We start from the raw sequence: 22,899 nt of genomic DNA, 5'->3' as shown, positions 1-22,899 counted from the left end.
TTGGTAAGCTCTAGCCCTTAAACCATACGGTTTAGGGCTTTTATTTTAATTGAAAATAGGTAAAACAACAGTTTAAACCTTTCGAAAGCCCCTTAAATTGAAAATAGTTTATCCAAGAGTAAATTGGTGAAACGGGCGAAGAAGGCCATTAAAAAAGCGATTCTGACCACGAAAAAGGTTGTGAAAAAAGCAAAGGCGGCTGTGACAAAAGCCAAGCAACAGGTAAAGGCCGCTGTCAAACAAACGAAGCAGGTAGTGAAGGAAAAGGTACTACCAGTCGTGAAAAAAGCTGCGCAAGCAACGACCAAAGCAGTGAAAAATGCTGTAAAACCTAAAAATCTGTTGAATACGCTACAAGTAGGATTAGATCTTGTAGGGTTAATCCCAGGTGTCGGTGAAATAGCGGATGGCGTGAATGGCATTATTTATCTGGCCAGAGGTGACAAAGTCAATGCGGCCCTTTCCTTTGGCGCGATGATTCCGTTTGTGGGCTGGGCGGCGACAGGTGGAAAATTTGTGAAAAAAGGTGCCGGGGTAGTTAAGAGTGTCACTGAAGGTGTTCAAAAAGCGCTGAAAGGTCCAGTAGGAAGTGTAGTAGACAAAGTCAAAAAGCAAGTAGTGAACGTGAAAACCCAGATACAATCCAAAGTAGCCGAAGTCAAACAGCAACTGCGTCAGATGCTACAATCACAGCAGGATGAATTTTCATTTGCAGGTATAAACGTTACAAACATAGAGGATACAGGAACAGTTGGAAGAAACACAACAACTCCAAGTCCGAAGCCGTCTAATACCCAACCATCACAAAATGGCTCGAATAAAAAGCCTACTGAGGATAAGGGTACTGTTGAAAATAGTTTATCTAATCGGACAATAGAGAGTTTATAGGATAAAACTCAAAATGTTAGAGGCGATATTTACAGAGAAATAGAAAAAATAAGTAATTCCGATGATTTCAAAAATCTCTCAAAAACACAGAAAAAAACAATATCAAGCTAGTCAGCTGTGATGCGTACAATAATTTGTTATCAAAGAGTTGAGTTCGGTTTAGACACTAGTAAAGATCTTCTTTCGAAACGAATTAAAAGAGTTACATTATGATTACATATCATTTTTTCAAAAATATGTATTAAAGTAATTTTTTAGGTATAATGTTTATAAAGAAGTTAAAGGAGTGGCATACATATGAATCTAGGTAATTACTTAGTTTATAATCCACGTACTGGGTGGATGTTAAAAAATAACCAGGAGATGTATGGTTGGTTAACCAAAATACGTAACCAACTTACCATTTTAAGTTATGGAAATAATTTAGATAATCATGCTATTCAACATCTCATTGATAAATATTTATCCCCTGTAGAACAGGAATACAGTAGTAAAGTTATGGAAGTTAAATATGATACATATGACACTGACATTAGTAAAGAATTGGATGGACACTATTACACTGAAACGTATTTTGTGAATGAAAAGCAATTAAATGAGTTTGAGAAAGAATTAGACAAACTTCCAGGAAAACATATTCGATGTCAGTTCGGTGTACGTGCACATTTCGACGTAAATTTAAATGGCAATAATTTTTCTACTCGGTTTTATAAGACATTAGACTGTTCGTCTGTATATCGAGAAAAAATCGAAGGTCGTTATTTATATTTTATCGATACAGAATCCATTGATAATGAATTAATTAGAGATAAAATAAACATTCTACCTGATAAATTACAGTCTTGTTCACTACCTATAAATTTTACAAACTCGCAAAAGGAATTATATATAAAACATTGGATTTCTCAAATTCTTGAATATTGATTTAGAAATTTTTTTCATAAAAAAACTGAACAATAAGCCACTCGGTTAGGAAGTCCCTAATAAGTAGCCTATTTTTCAGTTTTATATTCTAATAAATATAATTAATTTCCCCACTTTTTAGGTAAACTATTGTGGTTCAACTGAATTTGACCATGATGCCATTCAAAATTATCTGCTTTAGTATGCCAATGCCACGTTGTTGTATTTCTTGAGGGATTTATGTTTACATGCCCTTTCAATACTGGATTACCATTTGGACCAAGTACTTCAAATATATGTTCTCCTTGATTAACAGTACTTCCTGACTTTTTAGCTCCAACAAAATCAGTATATCCATAATCTTTGGCAGCTTTCTCTGCCGCGTCCTGCATTTGTGGGACGACTTTTTGTTTTACTTGATCTCCGATGCGTTTTTCAATTTCTTCACCCATTTTTTCTTCAATTGCTGCTTTAACATAAGCTCTTAAAAAGAATGTTACAAGACGTGCTTTAGGTGGTTCAATCGAATTTTCAATACTGGAATAATCATTATCTAACAGGGACTCATCGTTCTCTATTTGTGACTCGTCGTCCTCCAGTGTATATTGCAAATCAGTTGTATGTAAATTTTCTTGATAAATAGGTTCATCTTTATCAGTAGCATACGCTAAATTCGATATTGGTAATACCAGCTGAATCAAGAGTGTTAAAACTAATAACGATGAAAAATGTTTAAAAAATTTCTTTATAACCTTCTCCTTTTTTTATCATTTTTTAGTAACAAACCCCATTTTACCATAATATAGCATTTTGTCAAAATAATATTAAAATATAATATTCGTAATAAATTTAATTAAGTTAAAAATGATATGCACTTTTTTCAGTATTTGTATTCGGGTAAATAAATAACTAAAAGAAAAAGCACCAATAATAGGTGCAGAAGGCCAAGAACTTCTAAATTTAATCTCAAATGTGATCAATGTATGTATAGAGTGTTTGAAAAATCTAAAGTTTCTTATGGGTATATGAAATGGAAGAGTATAATTATTTTCGTGTGATGGTCAATTGTGACTGGAATGAACATAGAGGTTTTGAAGTAAAACAAGAAGAAGTAAAGTTATTGATTGGTGAAATACTAAATTTTTGTACTGAAAATGGACCTGAAACAATGGGTTTAATAGAAAAATATATAGATAATGAGTGGTATATGGAGTTTTGAATTTTATTCATTAAAAATTAGTGATGAGAGTCGTGCAAGTCCCGTTAGATTAGCAGACTTAAAAATACATAGAATAAGAAAGTGGTTAGTGGAGAGTGGAAATAGAGTAAATAGAATGTGGATGAACTTTATAAGAATTCACTATTTGTTAGGCGAAAACTACTCTTTGCTTATTTAGAAAACCAGCAGAAATAGAAAAATGAAGTTTTGTCATTCTATGAATGGCGTTGCCAACATGAGAAAAGCTAGCCATTCTCTAATAAAACCTATCATTCTTTAATATTTTCTAAAATTAAGGTGTGTATACAGATAGTCTAGGAAATTAGTGTTATAGCGTTATATTAAACTGATCAATTATAATTAGATATCACCATAATAGACCTTTTTTGAGTAGTTTATTAATAACCCTTGACTGGCTATTCTCCTTTCAAGTTTTTTCTTAATGGAATTGTGGTAAAAAATCTAATATTTGATTCTAAAACCATAAGGTCTGGACTGGGAGCATCGAGAAGTTGCTAGTGAAATAGTGGTATACCGTAAAAAGTTATTAGCTACTTTATAGTATGCTAGGTAGAGAAGGGGGACATGTAATCCTATGGTAGAAGTAAAGTTGAGAGAACGATTGTTTGCCACTTTATATGGTGGGATCATTGGTGATTTGATGGGCGTACCTGTCGAGTTTAAGAAGCGGGGGACTTTCCATGTAGAGGATGTGATAGGGTATGGTACTTACAATCAACCACCTGGCACCTGGTCAGATGATACTTCTTTAACGCTATGTTTAGTCGAAAACATGATTGAAAAAGGCGATACACGAAGCTTAATGGATAAGTTTGTACGATATAAGGAGCAAGGCTATCTGACACCTTTTGGGGAAATGTTTGATATTGGCATTACTACTGCTGACGCTGTGTCTAGCTATAAAAAGGGAGTTTTGCCTGAGCATTGTGGGAAAACGGGCGAGTTTGATAATGGTAACGGTACGCTGATGAGGATTGCGCCTTTAGTATTTGTATTGATAAATGAAGGTGATTTCAAGAAAAGAAAAGCGTTGGTCCAGCAATATACAAAGATCACACATGGACATCCACGTTCAATGGTAGGGTCTATCATTTATATTGAGTTATTATTAAGCTTATACCGAAACAATTCGCTTGAGTTTGCACTAAATGAGGTATTTAACTTGCTGCAAAATAATTTACAGCATGAATTGTATACAGAGTTAAACGCCTACAGTAGAATTTTTGATGAGAACTTTTTAAGTATCTCTGAAGATGAAATTAAATCAAGCGGTTATATTGTCCACTCACTTGAGGCAGCTATATGGAGTGTTGGTCATGCATCTACCTTTAAAGAAGCTATTTTAAAGGCAGTCAATTTGGGAGAAGATACGGATACAATAGCGGCAATAACGGGAGCTTTAGCAGGTATGTGTCATCAAATGAACGGAATTCCAGAAGATTGGTTGAACGCAATAGTAAAAAAACAAGAGATTGATGATTTAATCGAAGCTTTTTATGAGTTTTGTTTTGCAAAGGTATGAAAAATCTTCATAAAGGAGGTGACAAAATGTCTCCTTTACATAATATTTTTACTGCCAATCCTCCCGCTAACGAGCATGAAATTTTGCTAATAGAACAGACCATGGCTATTCATCTTCCACAAGAATATAAAAATGTCCTGAAAGAGTCCAATGGTTTTTCATTTACGAATGGTGTTTTCATATATGGTACCGAGGAAATAATGGAAAGAAATGAGACTTGGGAAGTGAAGGAATATGCAAAAGGCTATGTTGCCATAGGGGATGATGGAGGCGGAATGGTCTTTTTAATGGCGTTAGAGAAAGAAGCCTGTCAGGTTTTTGTTGTAGATGTTGGCGATATGAATCCGCAGCATGCTATATTGGTCTCTTCCCATTTAAACAAGTGGCTACAAGAGGGTTTTTTGGATTGAAAAAGTAAAAAATGTAGAAGCTTGTTCCTACCATTAGGAGCAAGCTTTTTCTATGTCAATCTATGGAGAACTAAGCAATTTCATTACATATTCTATTATATTATTGTATTTTTTAGAAAATTATGTTGAATTATAGGTGAATGATGGTATAATCAATTTATAGTTACAAATATGGTTAATAATTCCTTATAATAGAGGTTTTATTGGATAATAATAGTAACTGCAAAAACTAATGAAATGGAGCGATTTTATGATTAACATGGTTCAATATTTAGAGCAAAATCCGTCGTTGGTAACATTGTTAAAAGAAAAGAAAGCTTCTCTTGTTGGTGTAACAGAACTTGAACAAAAGGCAATTTTGGATTCGTTTGATGAAGATGTATGTTTAGAAAGCACAATTTGGTATTAAATTTTAATTATAAAAAGTGGTTTTGGCTTGCTGTAAGTACATATTTGGTAATTGGGCTTTATTTACTAAATGTTACATACAGCAAGCCTGTTTTAAGTATGGATGTTCAGAATGAGGATGGACAATGGATTTTAATAGAGCCATATTATAAGGAATGGGCTGAAAAACATAAAATAAAAAAAGGCGATATTATTTTAGAAGTTGATGGAAAACAGATTGATAGTCTTCGTGATTTAAAGTACGAACCTGTAATTCGTGCAGCTAGAGAATTGAAAATAATGAAAGATAATGGGGCTGTTATAAACCTAAATATTAAGTTATATGATATACCTGAACAATTTTTTTATGTTTTAATAGTTCCTTTTTGTTACTTCTTTCTTACATTATTTATCACTTTATATTTATATTATAAACAAAAAAATACAATTCTCTTAAATTTATTGATTCTTTTTATCTTAACTGTTTCCTTAGCTTATGTTAGTAGTGGAGCATCCGCTAGGTTAAATCTATTAGGAATAATAATCAATCGAAGCAGCATGCTACTTTGTTTAGTTATACTATTACACTTTTTGAAAATATATTTTGATTTTATGGATTTAAAATGGTTGTTTACTAAAAAAATTAATTTGTTTTATACTATTCCAATCGCAGGTGTGGTACTAAGTGTCTTTAGCAATCTGTATCCATCTACTCATTTTGAAAATTCGTTCATTGTTTTAAGCCTTTTTTTCTTTTTATTGCTGGTGATTCTAGGAATAATAATACTAGGATACATCAAATATAAAACGCCACAATTAAAAATATTGTTAAGTAGTATTATCATTCCATTTTTGCCGTTTTTATTTCTTTATGCACTACCTGAAATACTATTTCATAAACAATTACTAGAAGCTGATATATGTTCTTTATTTTTAATGCTCATTCCTTTAAGCTTCTTATTCACTCAACTCACAGAACGTATATTTGATATGGAGTACTTTATATCGCGTATACGCTATTATTTTAATTTCTCATTTGCCTTTACTATTTGGCTTTTGGGTGGATTGTATTTATTGACGGATTTATCAATTACACGTATGACGGAGCTGTTCTTTTTTACGTTTCTCTCCTTAATGGCGTTGTTTTACATTAAGGAGCGGGTTGATTATCGTAAGCGAAAGATTTTGTTTTCTACAAAAGGTGACTATATCCACCGCTTATATACTACCGTCGATAGTATAGGGAGAGTTGTGAAGATTGAGGATTTATTGGAGAAGTTTGTCCAGGAAGTGGTGCTCCAGCTTGAAATGGAAAGTGTTTATGTTCTCACGTATGATTTTCAAACACATCAAGTTACATTAACGAACAAATCCAAGGAATACAATCAACATCAAATTGATGAGGTTTTACTTGAACAATTAGGTTTAGGGGATATTAAAAAAACAGATCATTTCTATATAGCCTTTATTCATCAGGATACAAGTTATAAACGAATTCTTGTTGTGGATCATAATAAATCTATTTATTTGAAGGATGAGGAATTGCTATGGCTGGAATTGTTACTGTTATATTTAAATAACTTTATTGAAAATACTAAAATGGTCGAGGACCTATTAGATCAGTTAAAGCATATGAAAGAGGCAGATAATCGGCAGCTGCCCTGGCTTAATAAATTACTTTGGCTTCGTTTTGAGGAGGAGAAGTATCAGTTAGCCCAAGAGCTTCATGATACGATTTTACAGGAGCAGCTTCATATCGCAAGAGAAATGGATGTCCTGATGCACATGAAGGATTCAGAAAATTTTTCAACTAAACTTGGGAAGCTTCATGAGCATATGATTACCTCCTTAAATGATTTACGAGGATACTGTGAAAATTTAAAGCCTCCGTTATTAGATACATTGGGCTTAAATGCTGCACTTGAGAAGCTTATTCAAAAAGTTCAAAAACGGGCAAACTTCGAATTGCTTTATACGATAGATCGTCTTTATTTAGAGGATGAACGTTTAAATTTAATGATTTATCGTTTGTTTCAAGAATTATTAAACAATGCATTAAAGCATTCCTATGCCAATGCAGTTACCATCCATTTACAAAGCACGGAAGAAGGCTTTGAGGTTCTGTATAGCGATGATGGTGTGGGGTGTAATCTAGATGATATTATACTGACTGAATCCATGGGCATTCAAGGTATGCAAGAGAGGGTTCAGGCGTTTAATGGGAAGTTCGCATTAAATAGCAAAGTAGGAGAGGGAATGATGATTCGTATTCGCGTAAGTGAAACTCAGTATCCATATCCTTATGCGTATAGTACGCTGAACCGACCAACTTACATGATTCGAGGATAGCCCGATGAAGCAGAATACGCTATATGCCTACAATTTTCACCTTTTAATCTCTTCATAATTTTTATGAAAGTGGATTAGAAGGCTTTTGTTTTTTGAGTATGAAATAATATCAAAATATTATTATTGTAGAGATAAGAATACAGGAGAATATACACTTTTTTGAATTCTTTTCCCTGAATAAAGGAAATCAGGGAGATGTGGCCGATATAATTCAATAGAAGGATTGAGGAGGTCAACCGATTTGAATAAAAAATTATTTTTAACAGCAGCAGCAATACCCGTAGCACTTATTGTACCAACTGTTGCAAGTGCAGCGGAGACGGTGACGGTCACGGGGCAAAATATTGTAAATGAAACATTAACGGTTCATCAATTACCCAATAATGCCATAGTCAATGCCTACCAATGGTATTATCTAGAAAAGGTAGCTAGTGAAGATGGTTCAAAAACGTCTACGAATAAACCGATTGCAGGTGCTACTTCTGCTTCGTTAAAGGTGCCAGTAGAAGCAGCGGGTAAAACCATTTTTGTGGAGGCTACTACAACTGATGGAAAAAAATATCAAAGTGAGCCAAGAACCATTAATCAATTGGATCTTGCGATTACAAAGCCGACTTTAGAGGGCTTTTCGACTTCAGATTTTGTTGCACCTGGCGAAACGGTGAAAGTAGCGGGTGTTACTGTAACGGATAAGGCAGGAGCGAAATTAACAAGCGGTCAAATTACATATAGTTATCAATGGTTTTATCAACTAGGCGAGGGTGAAAATTCCTTCACTATTATTGAGGGAGCTTCAGGTAGCACTTATACTATTCCGAAAGATGCCATAGAAAAGGGAATCAAAGATATTATTGTTAAGGTAAAAGCTCAGGTAGGCACTTCTTTTGTGGAATCGCCACGTTCTGAAGTGATTTCTATATCCAAAGAACCAACAGATACATTATCAAATGATATTAAAAATTTATTAGTGAATGATAACAAATACAATGTTTCTGATATAAAGTCGTTTGAGGAAAAAATTAAGGCATTAGAAAGTAAATATCAAGCATTGTCAGAGCCTGCTAAAGGGAATGTATCAAATTATGCTGTTCTCAAGCGAGCACTTGCAGATGTGGACCTTATCAATAAGTTAAATGAAAAAGTGGACAAGGTAGGGGGAATTAGCGACAAAGATTTGCCTGCCTATATAAAGGAAATTGAAGCGGCCTACGATAAGTTCGATTTATTACAACGTAGCTTAGATGTCAATGATGCTTTATATACGAGCATTAAAAACCTTTTAAATGAGCCCAATGATCTTGAGGAAATAAAAGAAGTCAGAAGACTTAATTTGGCAATCGTTAATTTACTTTCTTATTCGAATGGCATTTCACAGTATGTTCCTTCTGATAAGGATTCCTTACAAGGGGTCGTGAATACGATTGAGGCAGATATTGCTAAATTATCACAAAATTATCGTGGGGCTGTTCAAAACCTAACGATTCTCAATGAGGCTAAAGCCGATATTAAAAAAGTGGAGCAATTTATTAAATCATTTGATAAATTATCCTCCAATAATACGCCAAATAAGCAGGTAACGGTTGCCAAGTCTATTCGTTCTACCTATGAAAAATTAACGTATAAACAATTAAAATTAGTGCCAGACAAGTATGGTCAGCTTTTAACGGCAGCTGAAAGTGCGGAAGAAAGTCAAATTGCTACATTAAACAATGATATCGATAGCTATATTGGGGATGATATTTATCCAATCAATCCATCTGCTAGTTCTTGGCAAAGTCATGTCAACAATGTGGCTCGCATGGTAAAAGAATATAAGAGCTTAACAAAAGCATCGGCAGCCCAAATAGAGGGGTATGACAGCCTTGTTACTTTACAAAAGGATTTAAAAACGGCTGAAAAAGTGATTAAAGATATGGATGCTTATCAAAAACTAACGGGCATCAGTGGTGTAACTGAAAGCAAACTGAATTCGAGCTATACGAATACATTAAAAGCTTATAATAAATTGACATCTTTACAGCAATCGCTTGTCTATAATGCTCAAGAGTTTTTACTCAATACGCCAAAAGTTTCTGTTGATGGAAAAGTACCGGCTGATAAGGCTGCAGCAGAGGCTTTGAAAGCAGATATTGCTAAATTTGCGGATGTCACTAAATTTACATTCAATCAATTAGAAAAAGCAGTTGATACGGCAGCACAATCCTATAAAAAGCTGTCATCTGGTGCAAGAAAGTATGTCACTAATAATTATTTACTAACTGCTGCTCAGAAGGACATTACAGGTGTCAAATCATTCTATAAAAAAATTCAAACCGCTAAAGAAGAAACAGATGCGGCGAAACAAGCTAAAAAAATAGAGTCTGTGCAAAAAGCGTATGCTAAATTACCTGCTAATCAACAGCATTTAGCAAAAGAGCAATACGAAGCACTGTTAAAGAATCAAATTATTGATGAAAATGCACCAAATATAAAGCAACTGAATGATGAAATAGCTACTATTGTTTCAAATGATCAGTATTTAGTGTCGATTGATAAAATTAATACTCTGTCTAAGCAATACAGTAGCCTAAGCTCAAGTGATAAAAAGCTGATTACGAATTATGATATTTTAAAAGCGGCAATCGCAGATGTGAAAAAAGCAGAGTCCTTTATGAAGACCTATGAAAAATCATTTAACACTAACCCAAGCACTGTCATCAAGGCATTTGAAAAACTTACATCTAAGCAAGTGAGCCTTATTCCTTCAGATATCCAAAGATGGGTTAGCGAAAAGCAACAAGGTCAACAGCAAACGAATGAACAGGCTTTGACATTAATTGAATCGATCAATTCACTCCTTGTCAATGGTGAGTATATAGCTGGTCTAGAGGATAAAGTAAAAGATATTCGTACTAAGTATGATGCCTTGAGCGCTCAAGATAAAAAGATTGTCAAAAACTATTCGAAGCTTACACAGGCCGAAAGTGATTTGAAGAAGGTTGCCGACGTCCATGCATTGTACAAGGCAGATGGTGATGAGGCGGCTCAAAAAGCTTGGCAATCCGCTTATGGGAAGCTTTCCAAAAAATTAGAATTACTTTATAAAAACATGTATCCACAGGATATTAAATGAGGTAAGCCCCGAGAAACTCGGGGTTTTTCTGTATAGATTTTTTATTTGTCTAGTAAATTGGTTGTCCGCTATACTATGAACAGAAGAGAAAAGAAATTTTTTACATAACTATTGCAGTTTCACAAAGAAGGTAGGAACAAAAAGATGTATAAAATAGGTGTTGTGGGTCCTGTCAAATCCGTCCAAAGAATTATTGCTTTAGCCAGAGAGATTGAACAGGATATGGAATTTATTCCATATATTTATACGATAGCGACAGAGACAAAGCATCTTGTGGAGACCTATGATCAAGATGTGGATTTCTGGCTGTTTTCTGGCTATATCCCCTATAAGATAGCGAGCCAAACAAACGTTTCACAGGATAAATTGGCTCATATCATTTTTTCGGAGGCGGCTATTTATAGAGGATTTTTAGAGCAATCCTATCGGCAAAAGAAGTTTATTGAAAATGTTAGTATCGATATTATACCTTCTCCCTCACAAATGGCTTCAGAGGGTCTAGCGGAGATCCAAAAGAATGTCAATCATATGTATTTAAAGGAATTTGATGTAGCCATTGATCCAAAAGAGTTATTTGATTTTCACTATATACTTTGGCAGGAGGGAAAGATCGATTTTGCCATCACTTGTTATCCATCTGTCGATGAAGAGCTGAAAGATCGAGGAGTTCCCTCCTATTGGGTATCTCCCACAAAAACAGAAATTTACCATACAGTTCAGCTATTTACGGAAAAAATTAAAACATCCTACTATAAAGAAACTCAAATTGGTGCAGTAATGCTTGAAATCAAGGATTTTGATTCGTTAAAGGAGCGTATGAAGCAAGGGTATCGCATCCAATATTTAGAGCTACGTACTAAGGAACATCTACTTCAACTTTGTGAACAAATTGACGGTTCCCTCATTGAAGAGGGGAATGGAAAATATACAATTTTTAGTACAAGGGGTGCGATTGAAGGGAAAATTAAATTTCTACAGGAAAAAATGTATCAATTATCCATCGAAATGGAAGCAAAAGTAACTGCAGGTATTGGTTTTGCACAAACCGTATTCAATGCAGAACTACATGCTCATCGAGGGCTAAGGCAGACCAAGGAAAATGAGGCCATCGATATCGTTATGATTCAGGATGACGGTACGATTATTGAGTCGGTCGGAAATATGGAAGAGTTGTCTTATTCTTACCGAGCAGAAGATCCCGATATTTTAGAAAAGCTAAAAAAAGGTAATATTAGTATTAAAACGTATATGAAAATCCATGCGCTTGTGCAGAAAATGCGCTGGAAGCATTTTACGACAAAGGATTTAGCAACACAGCTTCAAATGAGTGAAAGAAATGCACAGCGTATTGTTGCGGATTTATGTAGTGTAGATTTAGCAAGAATTTGTGGCGAAGAATTACAGCATTTGCGTGGTAGACCAATCAAAATGTATCAGCTTGTCTAGAAACTAAAAAAATGTTCCAAACCAATGTGTGGTTTGGGACATTTTTTTTTCTAAAATTTTAGGATCGATAAAACAAAGACCAGTCCACAAGTTGTGCGCTTTTTTGAGCCGATCATTCATAGCTAGAGAAGCGACTATCTATTAGAAATTTTCAAAAAAATATTGTTTTTTTGGAGTACTTTGATTATTATACGAATATATAACGAAAATGTCGGTATATAAAAGGGGTTTTGATTTTACTAGATTTGCAAGGGGGCAAGAATCTTAAAGAACAACTGTAGCGGTGATGCAATCACTGCCATAAAGAGAAGGTTTTTGATCATGGGAGGGATATAAATGACAACAAATGAAGTAACGAAAAAATCTAGAAATGTTATCCTTGCGCTATTATTTTTAGGCTGGTCTTTAGGGAACTTAGATCGCTATATTATGAACTACGCAGTCGTTTCAATTACAGGCGATTTGCAACTGGATGCATCTTCGACGGGTATTATTTTAAGCGCTTTCTTTTTAGGCTATGCCATTATGCAAATACCAGGAGGCTGGCTAGCTGATAAATTTGGCGCAAAACGAATCTTGCTAATGGCTGTCATCATGTGGTCAATATTTACCGGACTTACGGCTATTGCCTGGTCTTTAACAGCGATGATTGTTATTCGTTTCTTATTCGGCATCGGAGAAGGTGGATTTCAACCATCTAGCTCTAAGATTATTGCCACGATTTTCCCGAAAGAAGAAAGAGGCAGAGCGATGTCAATTATGCTGACTTCTGGTGGGATTGTTTCGCTAATTGTACCGCTGTTGGCCGCTTATTTATTAGGAACGATTGGCTGGCGTATGATGTTTATCATTATCGGGGCTATTGGAGCGATTATTGCTTATTTATATTGGAAATACATTCAGCTCCCGAAAGCTGAAACAGTAGATGCTGCTGAGACAGGTAGTCCGGCTGTTAAGGTAAGCTTTAAAGAACTACTGAAAACACCGCTCATGTGGAATTTGATTATTGCTTATTTCTGTATTTATGCGGTGAACTGGGGATTAGTATCGTGGATTCCAACCTACCTTCAAAAAAATCGTGGACTAGACTTAATGTCCATTGGTTGGGCACAAACAATTCCTGCTATTACAACGATTATTGGGGTGTATGGTAGCGGATATATTATCGATAAGCTTCCAAGAGGAATGGAAAAGGTGTTAGGCTCTATTTCCTGTGCAGTCATCGGTCTTTTATTGTATTTAATGTTTACAGCGAAAACGGTGACATTATTTATTGGCTATCAAACAGTTGTTTCTATCTTTATTGCGTTTGTCATTACGCTACTACCCGTAATTGTTCTAAAGAAATTGCCTTCGTCTATAACAGGCTCAGCTATGGGGATCGCGAATACAGGCGGACAGCTAGCGGGGTTTGTTACACCTATGGCTATTGGTTTTATGGTCGATGCCTTTAATGGTTCGTTTGATGCAGCCTTTTGGATGTTAATTGGATTCGCGCTCATTTGTATTGTGTCGCTTGTAACGTTAAACGACCAAAAAGGAGCATTATTGAAAGCATAATGAATAAATTGGAGGGACAATAATGAGTTTTCAAGAAAAAATTTCTACATTTATTGAGGCAAAGAAGGATGCTAGTGTGGCATTAAGCGATGCAATTTGGGCTGTACCGGAGCTTCATTTTCAAGAAAAACGATCCATGCAATATATGAAAGAGGCACTCGAAAACGAGGGGTTTCAAACTGAGGTTGGCTTAGCTGGGCTTGATACTGCGCTTGTTGGAACTTTTGGGTCAGGAAAGCCAGTCATCGCCTTTTTAGGGGAATACGATGCACTACCAGGCTTGAGCCAAAAGGGCGGTGTTACCACTCATGAGCCTCTTGAGAATGGGGGAAGTGGTCATGGCTGTGGCCATAATTTATTAGGAACAGGAGCATTTGCAGCAGCTGTTGCCGTAAAAGATTATTTAGAGCAACATCCACAATCCGCAACCATCCGTTTTTACGGTTGCCCTGCAGAAGAAAATGGATCTGGTAAAGCTTATATGGCGAAAGCTGGCTTATTCGATGATGTAGATATCGCCATTTCTTGGCATCCTGGTACGTTTTCAACGGTGATGACTTGTAGCTCTCTAGCAAACTATGCTGTTACATTTAAGTTTACAGGTAAAAGTGCACATGCTGCAGCTGCTCCTCATCTGGGAAGAAGTGCATTAGATGCTGTTGAGCTGATGAACGTTGGGGTAAACTACTTACGAGAGCATATTATTCCAGAAGCAAGAGTGCATTATGCTATTACAAACTCTGGTGGAACATCTCCGAATGTTGTTCAACCATATGCTGAGGTTACCTATTTAGTGCGAGCACCTAAAAAGCAACAAGTGCAAGAAATCTATCAGCGCGTTGAACAAATAGCGAAGGGTGCAACGCTCATGACAGGTACTTCCCTAGAAATCGATTTTGAAGGTGCTGCCTCTAATTTAATAACGAATAAGACACTTTATGATGCCATGTATCAACAAATACTTGAAATTGGCATGCCAGACTATACAATAGAGGATGAACAGTATGCTCAGGCTATTTTCAATACGTTTTCTCCTGAAGTACAAGCCTCTTCATTAGTTGGTCTACATAAAGGTGATGTTCAACAATTACAAGGAAAAGTTATTGCTGATCATATTCCTCGAATGCTCCCTGAATTTATCATGGGTGGCTCTACTGATGTGGGAGATGTTAGCTGGAATGTGCCAACTGTTCAATGTACGACAGTATGTATGGCATTAGGAACGCCACTGCATACATGGCAAGTTGTTTCTCAAGGTGTCACACCAATCGCCCATAAAGGTATGCTACAAGCTGCTAAAATTATGGCGTGTACAGCTATTGAGTTATTGGGTAATCCAATACTGATTGAGGAAGCTAAAAAGGAATGGCAAGAACGTCTTGATGGGGAGACGTATGAATCGTTAATTCCGGAGGGGACAATGTCTCCAAAGCTATAAAAGGATAGCAAAAATATGGATAGAGTCTTCATAGGAGAACTATGAAGACTCTGTTTTTGCACATTTTGAAAGGAGTCCACAGTAATGTCAACACAACCTAGTCACGATCAGCTTGTGGCACAATCGGTCACACAGTTTCGCTCTGCCGCAAAAGAAGGACGGTGCGCTAACTATATCCCTGCATTAGCTAAAAAAGACCCAAATCAATTAGCTATAGCCATTATTGGCACTGAAGGGCATGAAATTAAAGCTGGTGATACGACGGAGTTATTTACGCTTCAAAGTGTTTCCAAAGTAATCACCTTTATACTGGCCTGTATGGATCGAGGATTGCCCTATGTATTAGAGAGGGTTGATGTTGAGCCAACAGGGGATACATTCAACTCTATTATTCGCTTAGAAAGTCATCAGCCAGGAAAGCCCTTTAATCCAATGATTAATGCTGGGGCGATTACTGTCTCCTCTATGATGATTGGTCATTCACCACAGGAGAAGATTGACAAAATCCTGCAATTTTTAGAGCAAATCATAGGTAAGCAATTAAGTGTCAACGAGGAAGTGTTTCAATCTGAGTGGCAGACAGCTAACCGTAATCGAGCACTAGCCTACTATTTAATGGATTCTGGTTTCTTAGACTGCCCAGTAGAAGCGGCTCTTGAGGTTTACTTAAAGCAATGTGCGATTGAAGTCAATGTATCCGATTTAGCGATGATTGGTTTAGTTATCGCTAATGATGGCTATCATCCGCTATTAAAGAAACAGTTATTTCCTAAACAAGTGGCAAAATTAGCAAAGGCTTTAATGGTAACATGCGGTATGTACAATGCTTCAGGAAAATTTGCGGCATTTATTGGACTTCCTGCTAAAAGTGGTGTTTCTGGTGCCATTCTTACTGCTGTCCCAGGCCATGCAGGGTTAGATTCACCATTCCCTGCTGGCTGTGGCATAGGTATTTATGGACCAGCCATCGATCCTATCGGGAATAGTGTCGCAGGTGTCCAATTACTGAAACATTTAGCGACAGAATGGGATATGACCATTTTTTAACGAGTAGAAGATGACTTCAGAGTGAGCTCTGAAGTCATCTTTTTTTCATTTTATATAGAATGAATAGGACAATAAACCAAATAGGTGTTAGGAGAAGAGCTGTACGTGTTGCCTCAGAAAAAAACATCACAATTAATAGGAAAGCAAAAAACGCAAGCACTACGTAGTTAATAAAAGGTGTCAGCGGTGCTTTGAAGCTTGAGGCTTCATGTAGGGCACGATTTTTCCGTTTATAGATGATGTGAGAAATGATGATAATACTCCACACCCATATGAAGCAAATCGCACTAATAGTCGTTACGATACTAAAGGCATTCTCTGGCATTAGCTTACTTAACAGTGCCCCTACGGATACAACAATTGCAGAAATGACTAGTGCGTTACTTGGAACACTATTTTTATTGAGCTTAGCAAAAGCAGGTGATGCTTGTTTATTTTTACCAAGATTAAAGAGCATGCGACTTGTTGAAAATAAACCACTATTACCAGCAGAAGCGGCTGAAGTGAGCACAACAAAATTAATAATACCTGCAGCAATTGGAATGCCCGCTAACGTAAATACTTGGACAAATGGACTGCTTGTGGCAGACATTTCATACCATGGATTGATACATAGGATGACAAACAGTGCCCCTACATAAAAGAGTAGAATTCGAAATGGTATTTTATTAATAGCAGAAGGAATGTTTTTTTGTGGGTCTGCAGTCTCGGCTGCTGATACCCCTACTAATTCCACACCGACGAAAGCGAAAACAACCATCTGGAAGGCCATTAAAAAGCCATATACTCCATTTGGAAACAGGCCACCGTGGACCCAAAGATTATCTACTGAAACCGTCCCAGAGCTTGTTTGAAAGCCTGTCACTAACATAATTAGTCCAAGGATAATGAGCGCCACAATGGTAATCACTTTAATGATAGCAAACCAAAATTCTAACTCCCCAAATAGTTTGACCGTCAATAAATTCAGTAGTAGTAATACTACTAAACAACCAATAGCTGGAACCCACTGAGGGATATCAAACCAATATTGTGTATAAACCCCTACAGCGATAATATCCGCCATCGCTGTCATGATCCAACAGAACCAGTAGGTCCAGCCTGTTACATACCCTGCCCATGGCCCTATATATTCGGAGGCAAAATCCGTAAATGATGTATATCCTGAATTCGATAATAATAGTTCGCCCAATGCACGCATAACAAAAAAGAGTGCCGTTCCGACAATTAAATAGGCAAGGATGATCGAAGGCCCTGCTAATGCAATGGCTTTCCCAGAGCCTAGAAATAAACCGGTTCCTATTGTCCCACCAATGGCAATAAGCTGTACATGGCGATTTTTTAATTCACGTTTTAATTGTTGCTGTTCCACGTTAATCCCCCCAAAGATGCATAAAAAATGACTGGAAAAATAAAAAAAGAGACTAGTTGTGACACTAGTCTCGGAAAAACGTCAGAATAACAAATACCATTTGATCACGGATGGTTCATGAAATCATTCGTAACCATCGTATGGCATCGCTTAAAATAGCTGTTATTACTCCTCTGTCCTTTTGCCTGAGATAGTGAACCCTTCGGCGACGCAAATTGCGCTCTCTCCAGAACTGCTCCTGCTATAGTTTGATCCATAGCATTCATAGCTTATTAATTTTTTAACATAAATATTATTTTAAGATATTATATATCCTAGCAGTGCTTTTACAAATATTCAACTAGAAATTTATATTATTTTCAGAAAAATAGAAGAATGTAGTGAATAAATGAAAATTACTAACGATAATTAGTATTTTTGGACATACAAAGATTTCCGTAGTATGCGCAAATGGGTAAATACGAAAGGTTTATGTGAAGAAATGGAGTGGGACAAGTGAGGGGAGAGAGGATCACTATAGTATGAAAGAGTGTACGAAATAGCCACTTAAAATTTTGCAATAGATATAATATAGTAGAAACTCTGAATTTTTTGTATAAAAAGAAGCCGTCTCCTAGTTCTTTGAGACGACTTTTTTTAGGGAAATATTAATATTTTTTGGCTTTTATTTTACCTGTCCAAGTTTTGAAACCGCCTTGAAGTTGGTAAATTTGGTTGTACCCACGTTTTTTAAGAAATAGTGCAGCACGTGAGCTACGGCCTGTATTTTGACAGTATAAATATACTGGTAAATCTGGGCGAATTTCTTTATAACGTTGACGTAATGTTGTGGAAGGAACATTTCGTGCGCCAAGAATGTGACCAGCATCAAATTCTTTTTGTTCACGAACATCGATTAGCTGCGCTTTACGATAGCCTTCAATAAATTGTTCTTGTGTTAAGTTGGTTACAGCTTTTTTGAGTCTTAGTGCATTAATACCGATGTATGCAATTACGACTACTAAAACGACACCGATTGTGATAAGTATGTCCAAGATTTTCTTACCCCTTTCTATCTTCTTTATTATTATAAAAGATGCGCTAGCGATAGTCCAATGAGTTTGATAAAATTAACTAGATTGTGGCGAATTCGTCGATATCGTTTGCAAAGCCACAACTTGAACTGTAACGTAATCTTCGTTAAGGTTGAACCGCAGGTGGGGCCTGAGGTATTTTTATAAATTGTAGGAGATGAACATATGACAACTTGGTATTTTTTAAATTCAGGGAAATGTAGTCCTTCTTTTAATATGGCACTAGATGAAGCATTACTTGATTGGCATAGTGAGGGGTTAATTCCACCAGTCATTCGTTTTTATGAGTGGGAACCGGCAACATTATCGATCGGTTATTTTCAGCAAGCCAAAAAAGATATAAATTTAGATGCTGTACGTGAGCAAGGCTTGGGTTTTGTACGTCGACCAACTGGTGGACGAGCTGTGCTGCATGAGCATGAGCTCACATATAGTGTCATCGTAACAGAAAGCTATCCAAATATGCCGGAGTCAGTGACAGAGGCGTACCGTGTGCTAAGTGAAGGCATCTTGCAAGGTTTCCATAACTTAGGGATGGATGCTTATTTTAGTGTCCCTGATACAGAGGAGAAAAGAGCAGACTTAAAGAGTCCGAAAAGTGCAGTATGCTTTGATGCTCCAAGCTGGTATGAGCTGGTAGTTGAAGGGAAAAAAATAGCGGGAAGTGCGCAAACACGTCAAAAAGGTGTTATATTGCAGCATGGTGCCATTTTATTAGATTTAGATCAGGAGAAGTTATTATCGGTCTTTAATTTTTCGAGTGAAGAAGCGAAGGATCGTATGCGCAGAAAATTACCAGAGAAAGCAGTAGCGATTAACAGTCTTGTGGATGAACCTGTGACAGTTGAACAATGTGTGACTGCTTTTCGAGATGGTTTTGCAAAATCGTTGCAAATTGAATTAAAACCATTTACACTTTCTGAGGAGCAGTTAGAATATGTCCGTGCATTAGAAGAAAAAAAATATGCATCTGATGAGTGGAACTTCAAAAAGTAAAAAATGGTATAAAAAAAATATTTTTAAGCGTTAAATCCTTGCTATTACAAGTAGTTACGATTCTATTGAAAAAAGCAAGAGTTGAATTGAAAATCTATATATAGTATCTTTTTTAAAGACATATACACAATATGTAGTGTTTAACGACACATGATATTGTGTATTTATTTTGTAAGGGAGGCAAAACGATGGTACTCACAAATCATCAACCCGATGTAAACAATCAATTTGAACAGTTAAACAAAGATATCGAACAATTCCCGCAGGTACACCCTGTAACGCCTGATATGCACATCACGCACAAAGGTGTATCAAGACTTGTCATGATCGATCGCTACTCGTTTAAAGACACAGAAAAGAAAACACTAAAAGCCGGTGACTTTGTTGTTTTAACGGTAAAAGCTGATCCAAAGTTCCCTGCACGTGGTTTAGGGACAATTCAAAAGCTGGACATGACTACAAAAACAGCTGATATTTTGATTGAGGAAGATTATCGTAGCGTTTTAGACGATCCACAGGAGCAAGAAACGGGTGTGATTACGCGTTCAATTGACGTGCTAGAGAAGCCTCTTGAGATTTTTTATGAACAAATCGCTAAACGAAATGCAACAGGACTGGCGGTTGTTGAAAAAACACCAGAAAAACGCCAAGAATGGTTTGAAAAATTTTATGAGCAATTAGTGTCCTTAAAGTTCATTCCTGCAGGACGAGTAATATACGGAGCAGGATCTGAAACAGATGTAACATTCTTTAACTGTTACGTAATGCCTTTTGTTGCGGATTCACGTGAAGGTATTAGTGATCACCGTAAACAAGTAATGGAAATTATGAGCCGTGGTGGTGGAGTAGGAACAAATGGTTCCACATTACGTCCTCGCAACACATTGGCACGTGGAGTAAACGGTAAATCATCAGGTTCTGTTTCTTGGTTAGATGATATTGCTAAATTAACACATCTTGTAGAGCAAGGTGGCTCACGTCGTGGAGCACAAATGATTATGCTTGCCGATTGGCATCCAGATATTGTGGAGTTTATTATTTCTAAAATGCAAAACCCACGTATTCTGCGTTACCTAATTGAAAATACAACGGATGAAACAATCATTCGTCTAGCTAAAGAGAAATTAAACTTCAAGCCACTTTCTATGCAGGAAGAAGCTATGTATCAAGGCATTGTAAACTATAAAAGCATTGAAGGTTTAGGTGGATTTGATACAGCCATTATTCGTGAGGCTGAAAATAAATTACGTGATGGTGGCACATATACTGTGCATAACTCAGAGTTTTTAACAGGTGCAAACATCTCCGTAACATTAACAAAAGAATTTATGGAAGCTGTTGAAAACGATGCTGATTTCGAACTGCGTTTCCCAGCGGTTGAAGAATACTCGAAAGAAGAAATGCATGCTTACAACACAGAATGGCATCATGTTGGTGACGTTCGTGAATGGGAGAAAATGGGCTATAAAATCCGCACATATCGCACGATCAAAGCGAAAGAATTGTGGAATTTAATTAACGTATGTGCAACATACTCTGCAGAGCCAGGAATTTTCTTTATCGACAATGCGAATGATATGACGAATGCAAAGGCATATGGTCAAAGCGTTGTTGCAACTAACCCATGTGGGGAACAGCCACTTGCGCCATACTCAGTGTGTAACTTGGCAGCGGTAAACCTTGCACAATTTGCGAATAAAGACAATCAAACTGTAGATTACGAAGCACTACGTGAAACGGTTCGTGTTGGTGTTCGTATGCAGGATAATGTTATTGATGCAACTCCATACTTCTTAGAGGAAAACCGTGTACAAGCACTTGGTGAGCGTCGTGTTGGTCTAGGCGTAATGGGCCTAGCTGATTTACTCATTTATTGTGAGAAAGAATACGGTTCTGAAGCAGGTAATGCTTTAGTCGATGAAATCTTTAAAACAATTGCTGAAACCGCGTATGAGGCGTCTACAGAGCTTGCTAAAGAGCGTGGAAGCTTCCCATTCTTAGTAGGTGCTACTGACGAAGAAACAGCTCGTTTACGTAAAGCTTTCACAGAAACAGGCTTCATGCAAAAAATGCCTGCTCACATCAAGGAGCAAATTTTAGCAACAGGTATCCGTAACTCCCATTTATTAACGGTTGCCCCAACAGGTTCAACAGGAACAATGGTAGGCGTAGCAACAGGTCTTGAGCCATATTTCTCCTTCACTTACTACCGTTCTGGCCGTCTAGGTAAGTTCATTGAAGTGAAAGCTGAAATTGTAAAAGAATATTTAGATCGTCATCCAGAGGCTAGTGAGCAAGAGCTTCCAGAATGGTTTGTAACGGCAATGGAGCTAAAACCAGAGGCACATGCGGATGTACAATGTATTATTCAAAAATGGATTGATTCATCGATCTCTAAAACAGTAAACGCGCCAAAAGGCTATACTGTACAACAAGTTGAAAAAGTATATGAGCGACTATATAAAGGTGGCGCTAAAGGTGGTACGGTCTATGTGGATGGTAGCCGTGATTCACAGGTACTTACGCTAAAAGCCGAAGAAAATGATATGGATCAACTATCATTTGAGGAAGAATTAGTAGAAGAACATACAACACGTCCAGTCGTATTAGTTGATACGATTCAAGCACTAGAGTCCACGACGGTAATTGGCTCGGACGTAGGAAATACATGTCCAGTATGTCGTAAAGGAACAGTCGAAGAAATGGGCGGCTGTAATACTTGTACAAACTGTGGCGCACAGTTAAAATGCGGCCTGTAAATTTTATGTTCTTGTTGCTTTGAATAAAAGAATGAAAACGGTAATAAATTTTGATTAAAAGTAACCTCTTCGGTATTATGGCCGTAAGAGGTTATTTTTTTATATTTTTCTGAAAATTATAGGTCTGATATGACTCCAGTAGAATCAAAACTTATTCGACTAAATGTTCATCATCTATTGTGAGGATATTGAAGAATGGGTTTTGGACAAAGTTCTGGTGCCGATTAGTATTGTACTTAAAGGAAGAGTGGAATACTTTTATAACAATGTTTCTGGTGAAAGGCTGATTATGTTGGAATATATATCCTTATGGTAAAATCTCCATTAAAGCAAGAAAGAATCATTACCAATCAAACATTTATATATATAGGAGTCGCATCAGGAAAGTGTGGATTTA

At 36.7% G+C, this 22,899-nt stretch carries 17 protein-coding genes and 1 riboswitch; of the genes, 14 read left to right on the top strand and 3 right to left on the bottom strand.

Annotated elements, in window-relative coordinates:
- Positions 1-126: 126 nt before the first annotated feature.
- Together MKX57_RS15250 and MKX57_RS15245 are read left to right on the top strand one after the other, a co-directional pair.
- The gene (locus tag MKX57_RS15250) at positions 127-888 is read left to right on the top strand and encodes a hypothetical protein (RefSeq protein ID WP_342550398.1); all 762 of its coding nucleotides are present in this window, start codon (positions 127-129) and stop codon (positions 886-888) included.
- Positions 889-1,185: 297 nt separating this feature from the next.
- Entirely contained in the window at positions 1,186-1,812 is a 627-nt protein-coding gene (locus tag MKX57_RS15245; RefSeq protein ID WP_342529970.1) for a hypothetical protein, read from the top strand.
- A gap of 101 nt (positions 1,813-1,913) precedes the next feature.
- Here MKX57_RS15245 and MKX57_RS15240 read toward each other — a convergent pair whose 3' ends face one another.
- On the bottom strand, positions 1,914-2,492 hold the full coding sequence (locus tag MKX57_RS15240) for a YpjP family protein (protein WP_342529968.1): 579 nt from the start codon (positions 2,490-2,492) through the stop codon (positions 1,914-1,916).
- A gap of 329 nt (positions 2,493-2,821) precedes the next feature.
- Between MKX57_RS15240 and MKX57_RS15235 the strand changes: the two genes are divergently transcribed.
- The 10 genes from MKX57_RS15235 (at position 2,822) to MKX57_RS15190 (ending at position 16,302) form a co-directional block, all read left to right on the top strand.
- Positions 2,822-3,010 carry a hypothetical protein gene (locus MKX57_RS15235; protein WP_342529966.1) on the top strand — a complete coding sequence of 63 codons (189 nt, stop codon included), beginning with the start codon at positions 2,822-2,824 and terminating at the stop codon, positions 3,008-3,010.
- A 595-nt stretch (positions 3,011-3,605) separates the two neighbouring features.
- Positions 3,606-4,553 (top strand): ADP-ribosylglycohydrolase family protein, encoded by a 948-nt coding sequence (locus MKX57_RS15230; protein ID WP_342550397.1) that lies wholly within the window; start codon positions 3,606-3,608, stop codon positions 4,551-4,553.
- 26 nt (positions 4,554-4,579) lie between these two features.
- On the top strand, positions 4,580-4,963 hold the full coding sequence (locus MKX57_RS15225) for an SMI1/KNR4 family protein (RefSeq protein WP_089986086.1): 384 nt from the start codon (positions 4,580-4,582) through the stop codon (positions 4,961-4,963).
- A gap of 250 nt (positions 4,964-5,213) precedes the next feature.
- Complete coding sequence (gene comX, locus MKX57_RS15220) at positions 5,214-5,372, top strand: competence pheromone ComX (protein ID WP_031417376.1); 159 nt, start codon at positions 5,214-5,216, stop codon at positions 5,370-5,372.
- Positions 5,363-7,699, top strand: a complete 2,337-nt coding sequence (locus MKX57_RS15215; protein ID WP_342550396.1) for an ATP-binding protein — start codon at positions 5,363-5,365, stop codon at positions 7,697-7,699. Before comX ends, MKX57_RS15215 begins: the two co-directional genes overlap by 10 nt.
- A gap of 241 nt (positions 7,700-7,940) precedes the next feature.
- Positions 7,941-10,811, top strand: coding sequence for a hypothetical protein (locus MKX57_RS15210; RefSeq protein WP_342550395.1), 2,871 nt, complete (start codon positions 7,941-7,943; stop codon positions 10,809-10,811).
- A 144-nt stretch (positions 10,812-10,955) separates the two neighbouring features.
- Complete coding sequence (locus MKX57_RS15205; RefSeq protein WP_089986083.1) at positions 10,956-12,257, top strand: hypothetical protein; 1,302 nt, start codon at positions 10,956-10,958, stop codon at positions 12,255-12,257.
- 336 nt (positions 12,258-12,593) lie between these two features.
- Entirely contained in the window at positions 12,594-13,817 is a 1,224-nt protein-coding gene (locus tag MKX57_RS15200; protein ID WP_008180157.1) for an MFS transporter, read from the top strand.
- A gap of 22 nt (positions 13,818-13,839) precedes the next feature.
- On the top strand, positions 13,840-15,255 hold the full coding sequence (locus MKX57_RS15195; RefSeq protein ID WP_008180159.1) for a M20 family metallopeptidase: 1,416 nt from the start codon (positions 13,840-13,842) through the stop codon (positions 15,253-15,255).
- A gap of 84 nt (positions 15,256-15,339) precedes the next feature.
- A complete protein-coding gene (locus MKX57_RS15190; protein ID WP_008180161.1) occupies positions 15,340-16,302 on the top strand; it encodes a glutaminase in 963 nt (320 codons plus the stop codon).
- 34 nt (positions 16,303-16,336) lie between these two features.
- Here the strand turns inward: MKX57_RS15190 and MKX57_RS15185 are convergent, their stop codons facing one another.
- A complete protein-coding gene (locus MKX57_RS15185; RefSeq protein WP_090002496.1) occupies positions 16,337-17,674 on the bottom strand; it encodes an amino acid permease in 1,338 nt (445 codons plus the stop codon).
- A gap of 163 nt (positions 17,675-17,837) precedes the next feature.
- Positions 17,838-17,914, bottom strand: a riboswitch (glycine riboswitch).
- Between the two features lie 407 nt (positions 17,915-18,321).
- Positions 18,322-18,708, bottom strand: a complete 387-nt coding sequence (locus MKX57_RS15180; RefSeq protein WP_008180167.1) for a rhodanese-like domain-containing protein — start codon at positions 18,706-18,708, stop codon at positions 18,322-18,324.
- 204 nt (positions 18,709-18,912) lie between these two features.
- Between MKX57_RS15180 and MKX57_RS15175 the strand changes: the two genes are divergently transcribed.
- Positions 18,913-19,743 (top strand): biotin/lipoate A/B protein ligase family protein, encoded by an 831-nt coding sequence (locus tag MKX57_RS15175; RefSeq protein WP_025116068.1) that lies wholly within the window; start codon positions 18,913-18,915, stop codon positions 19,741-19,743.
- A gap of 188 nt (positions 19,744-19,931) precedes the next feature.
- Positions 19,932-22,502, top strand: coding sequence for a vitamin B12-dependent ribonucleotide reductase (locus tag MKX57_RS15170; RefSeq protein WP_089986081.1), 2,571 nt, complete (start codon positions 19,932-19,934; stop codon positions 22,500-22,502).
- The last annotated feature ends 397 nt before the right edge of the window (positions 22,503-22,899 follow it).

Origin of the sequence: Lysinibacillus sp. FSL M8-0216, from assembly GCF_038595555.1 — a bacterium.
GTDB classification, from domain to species: Bacteria; Bacillota; Bacilli; order Bacillales_A; family Planococcaceae; genus Lysinibacillus; species Lysinibacillus fusiformis.
This window is presented reverse-complemented; position numbering and strand designations above follow the sequence as displayed.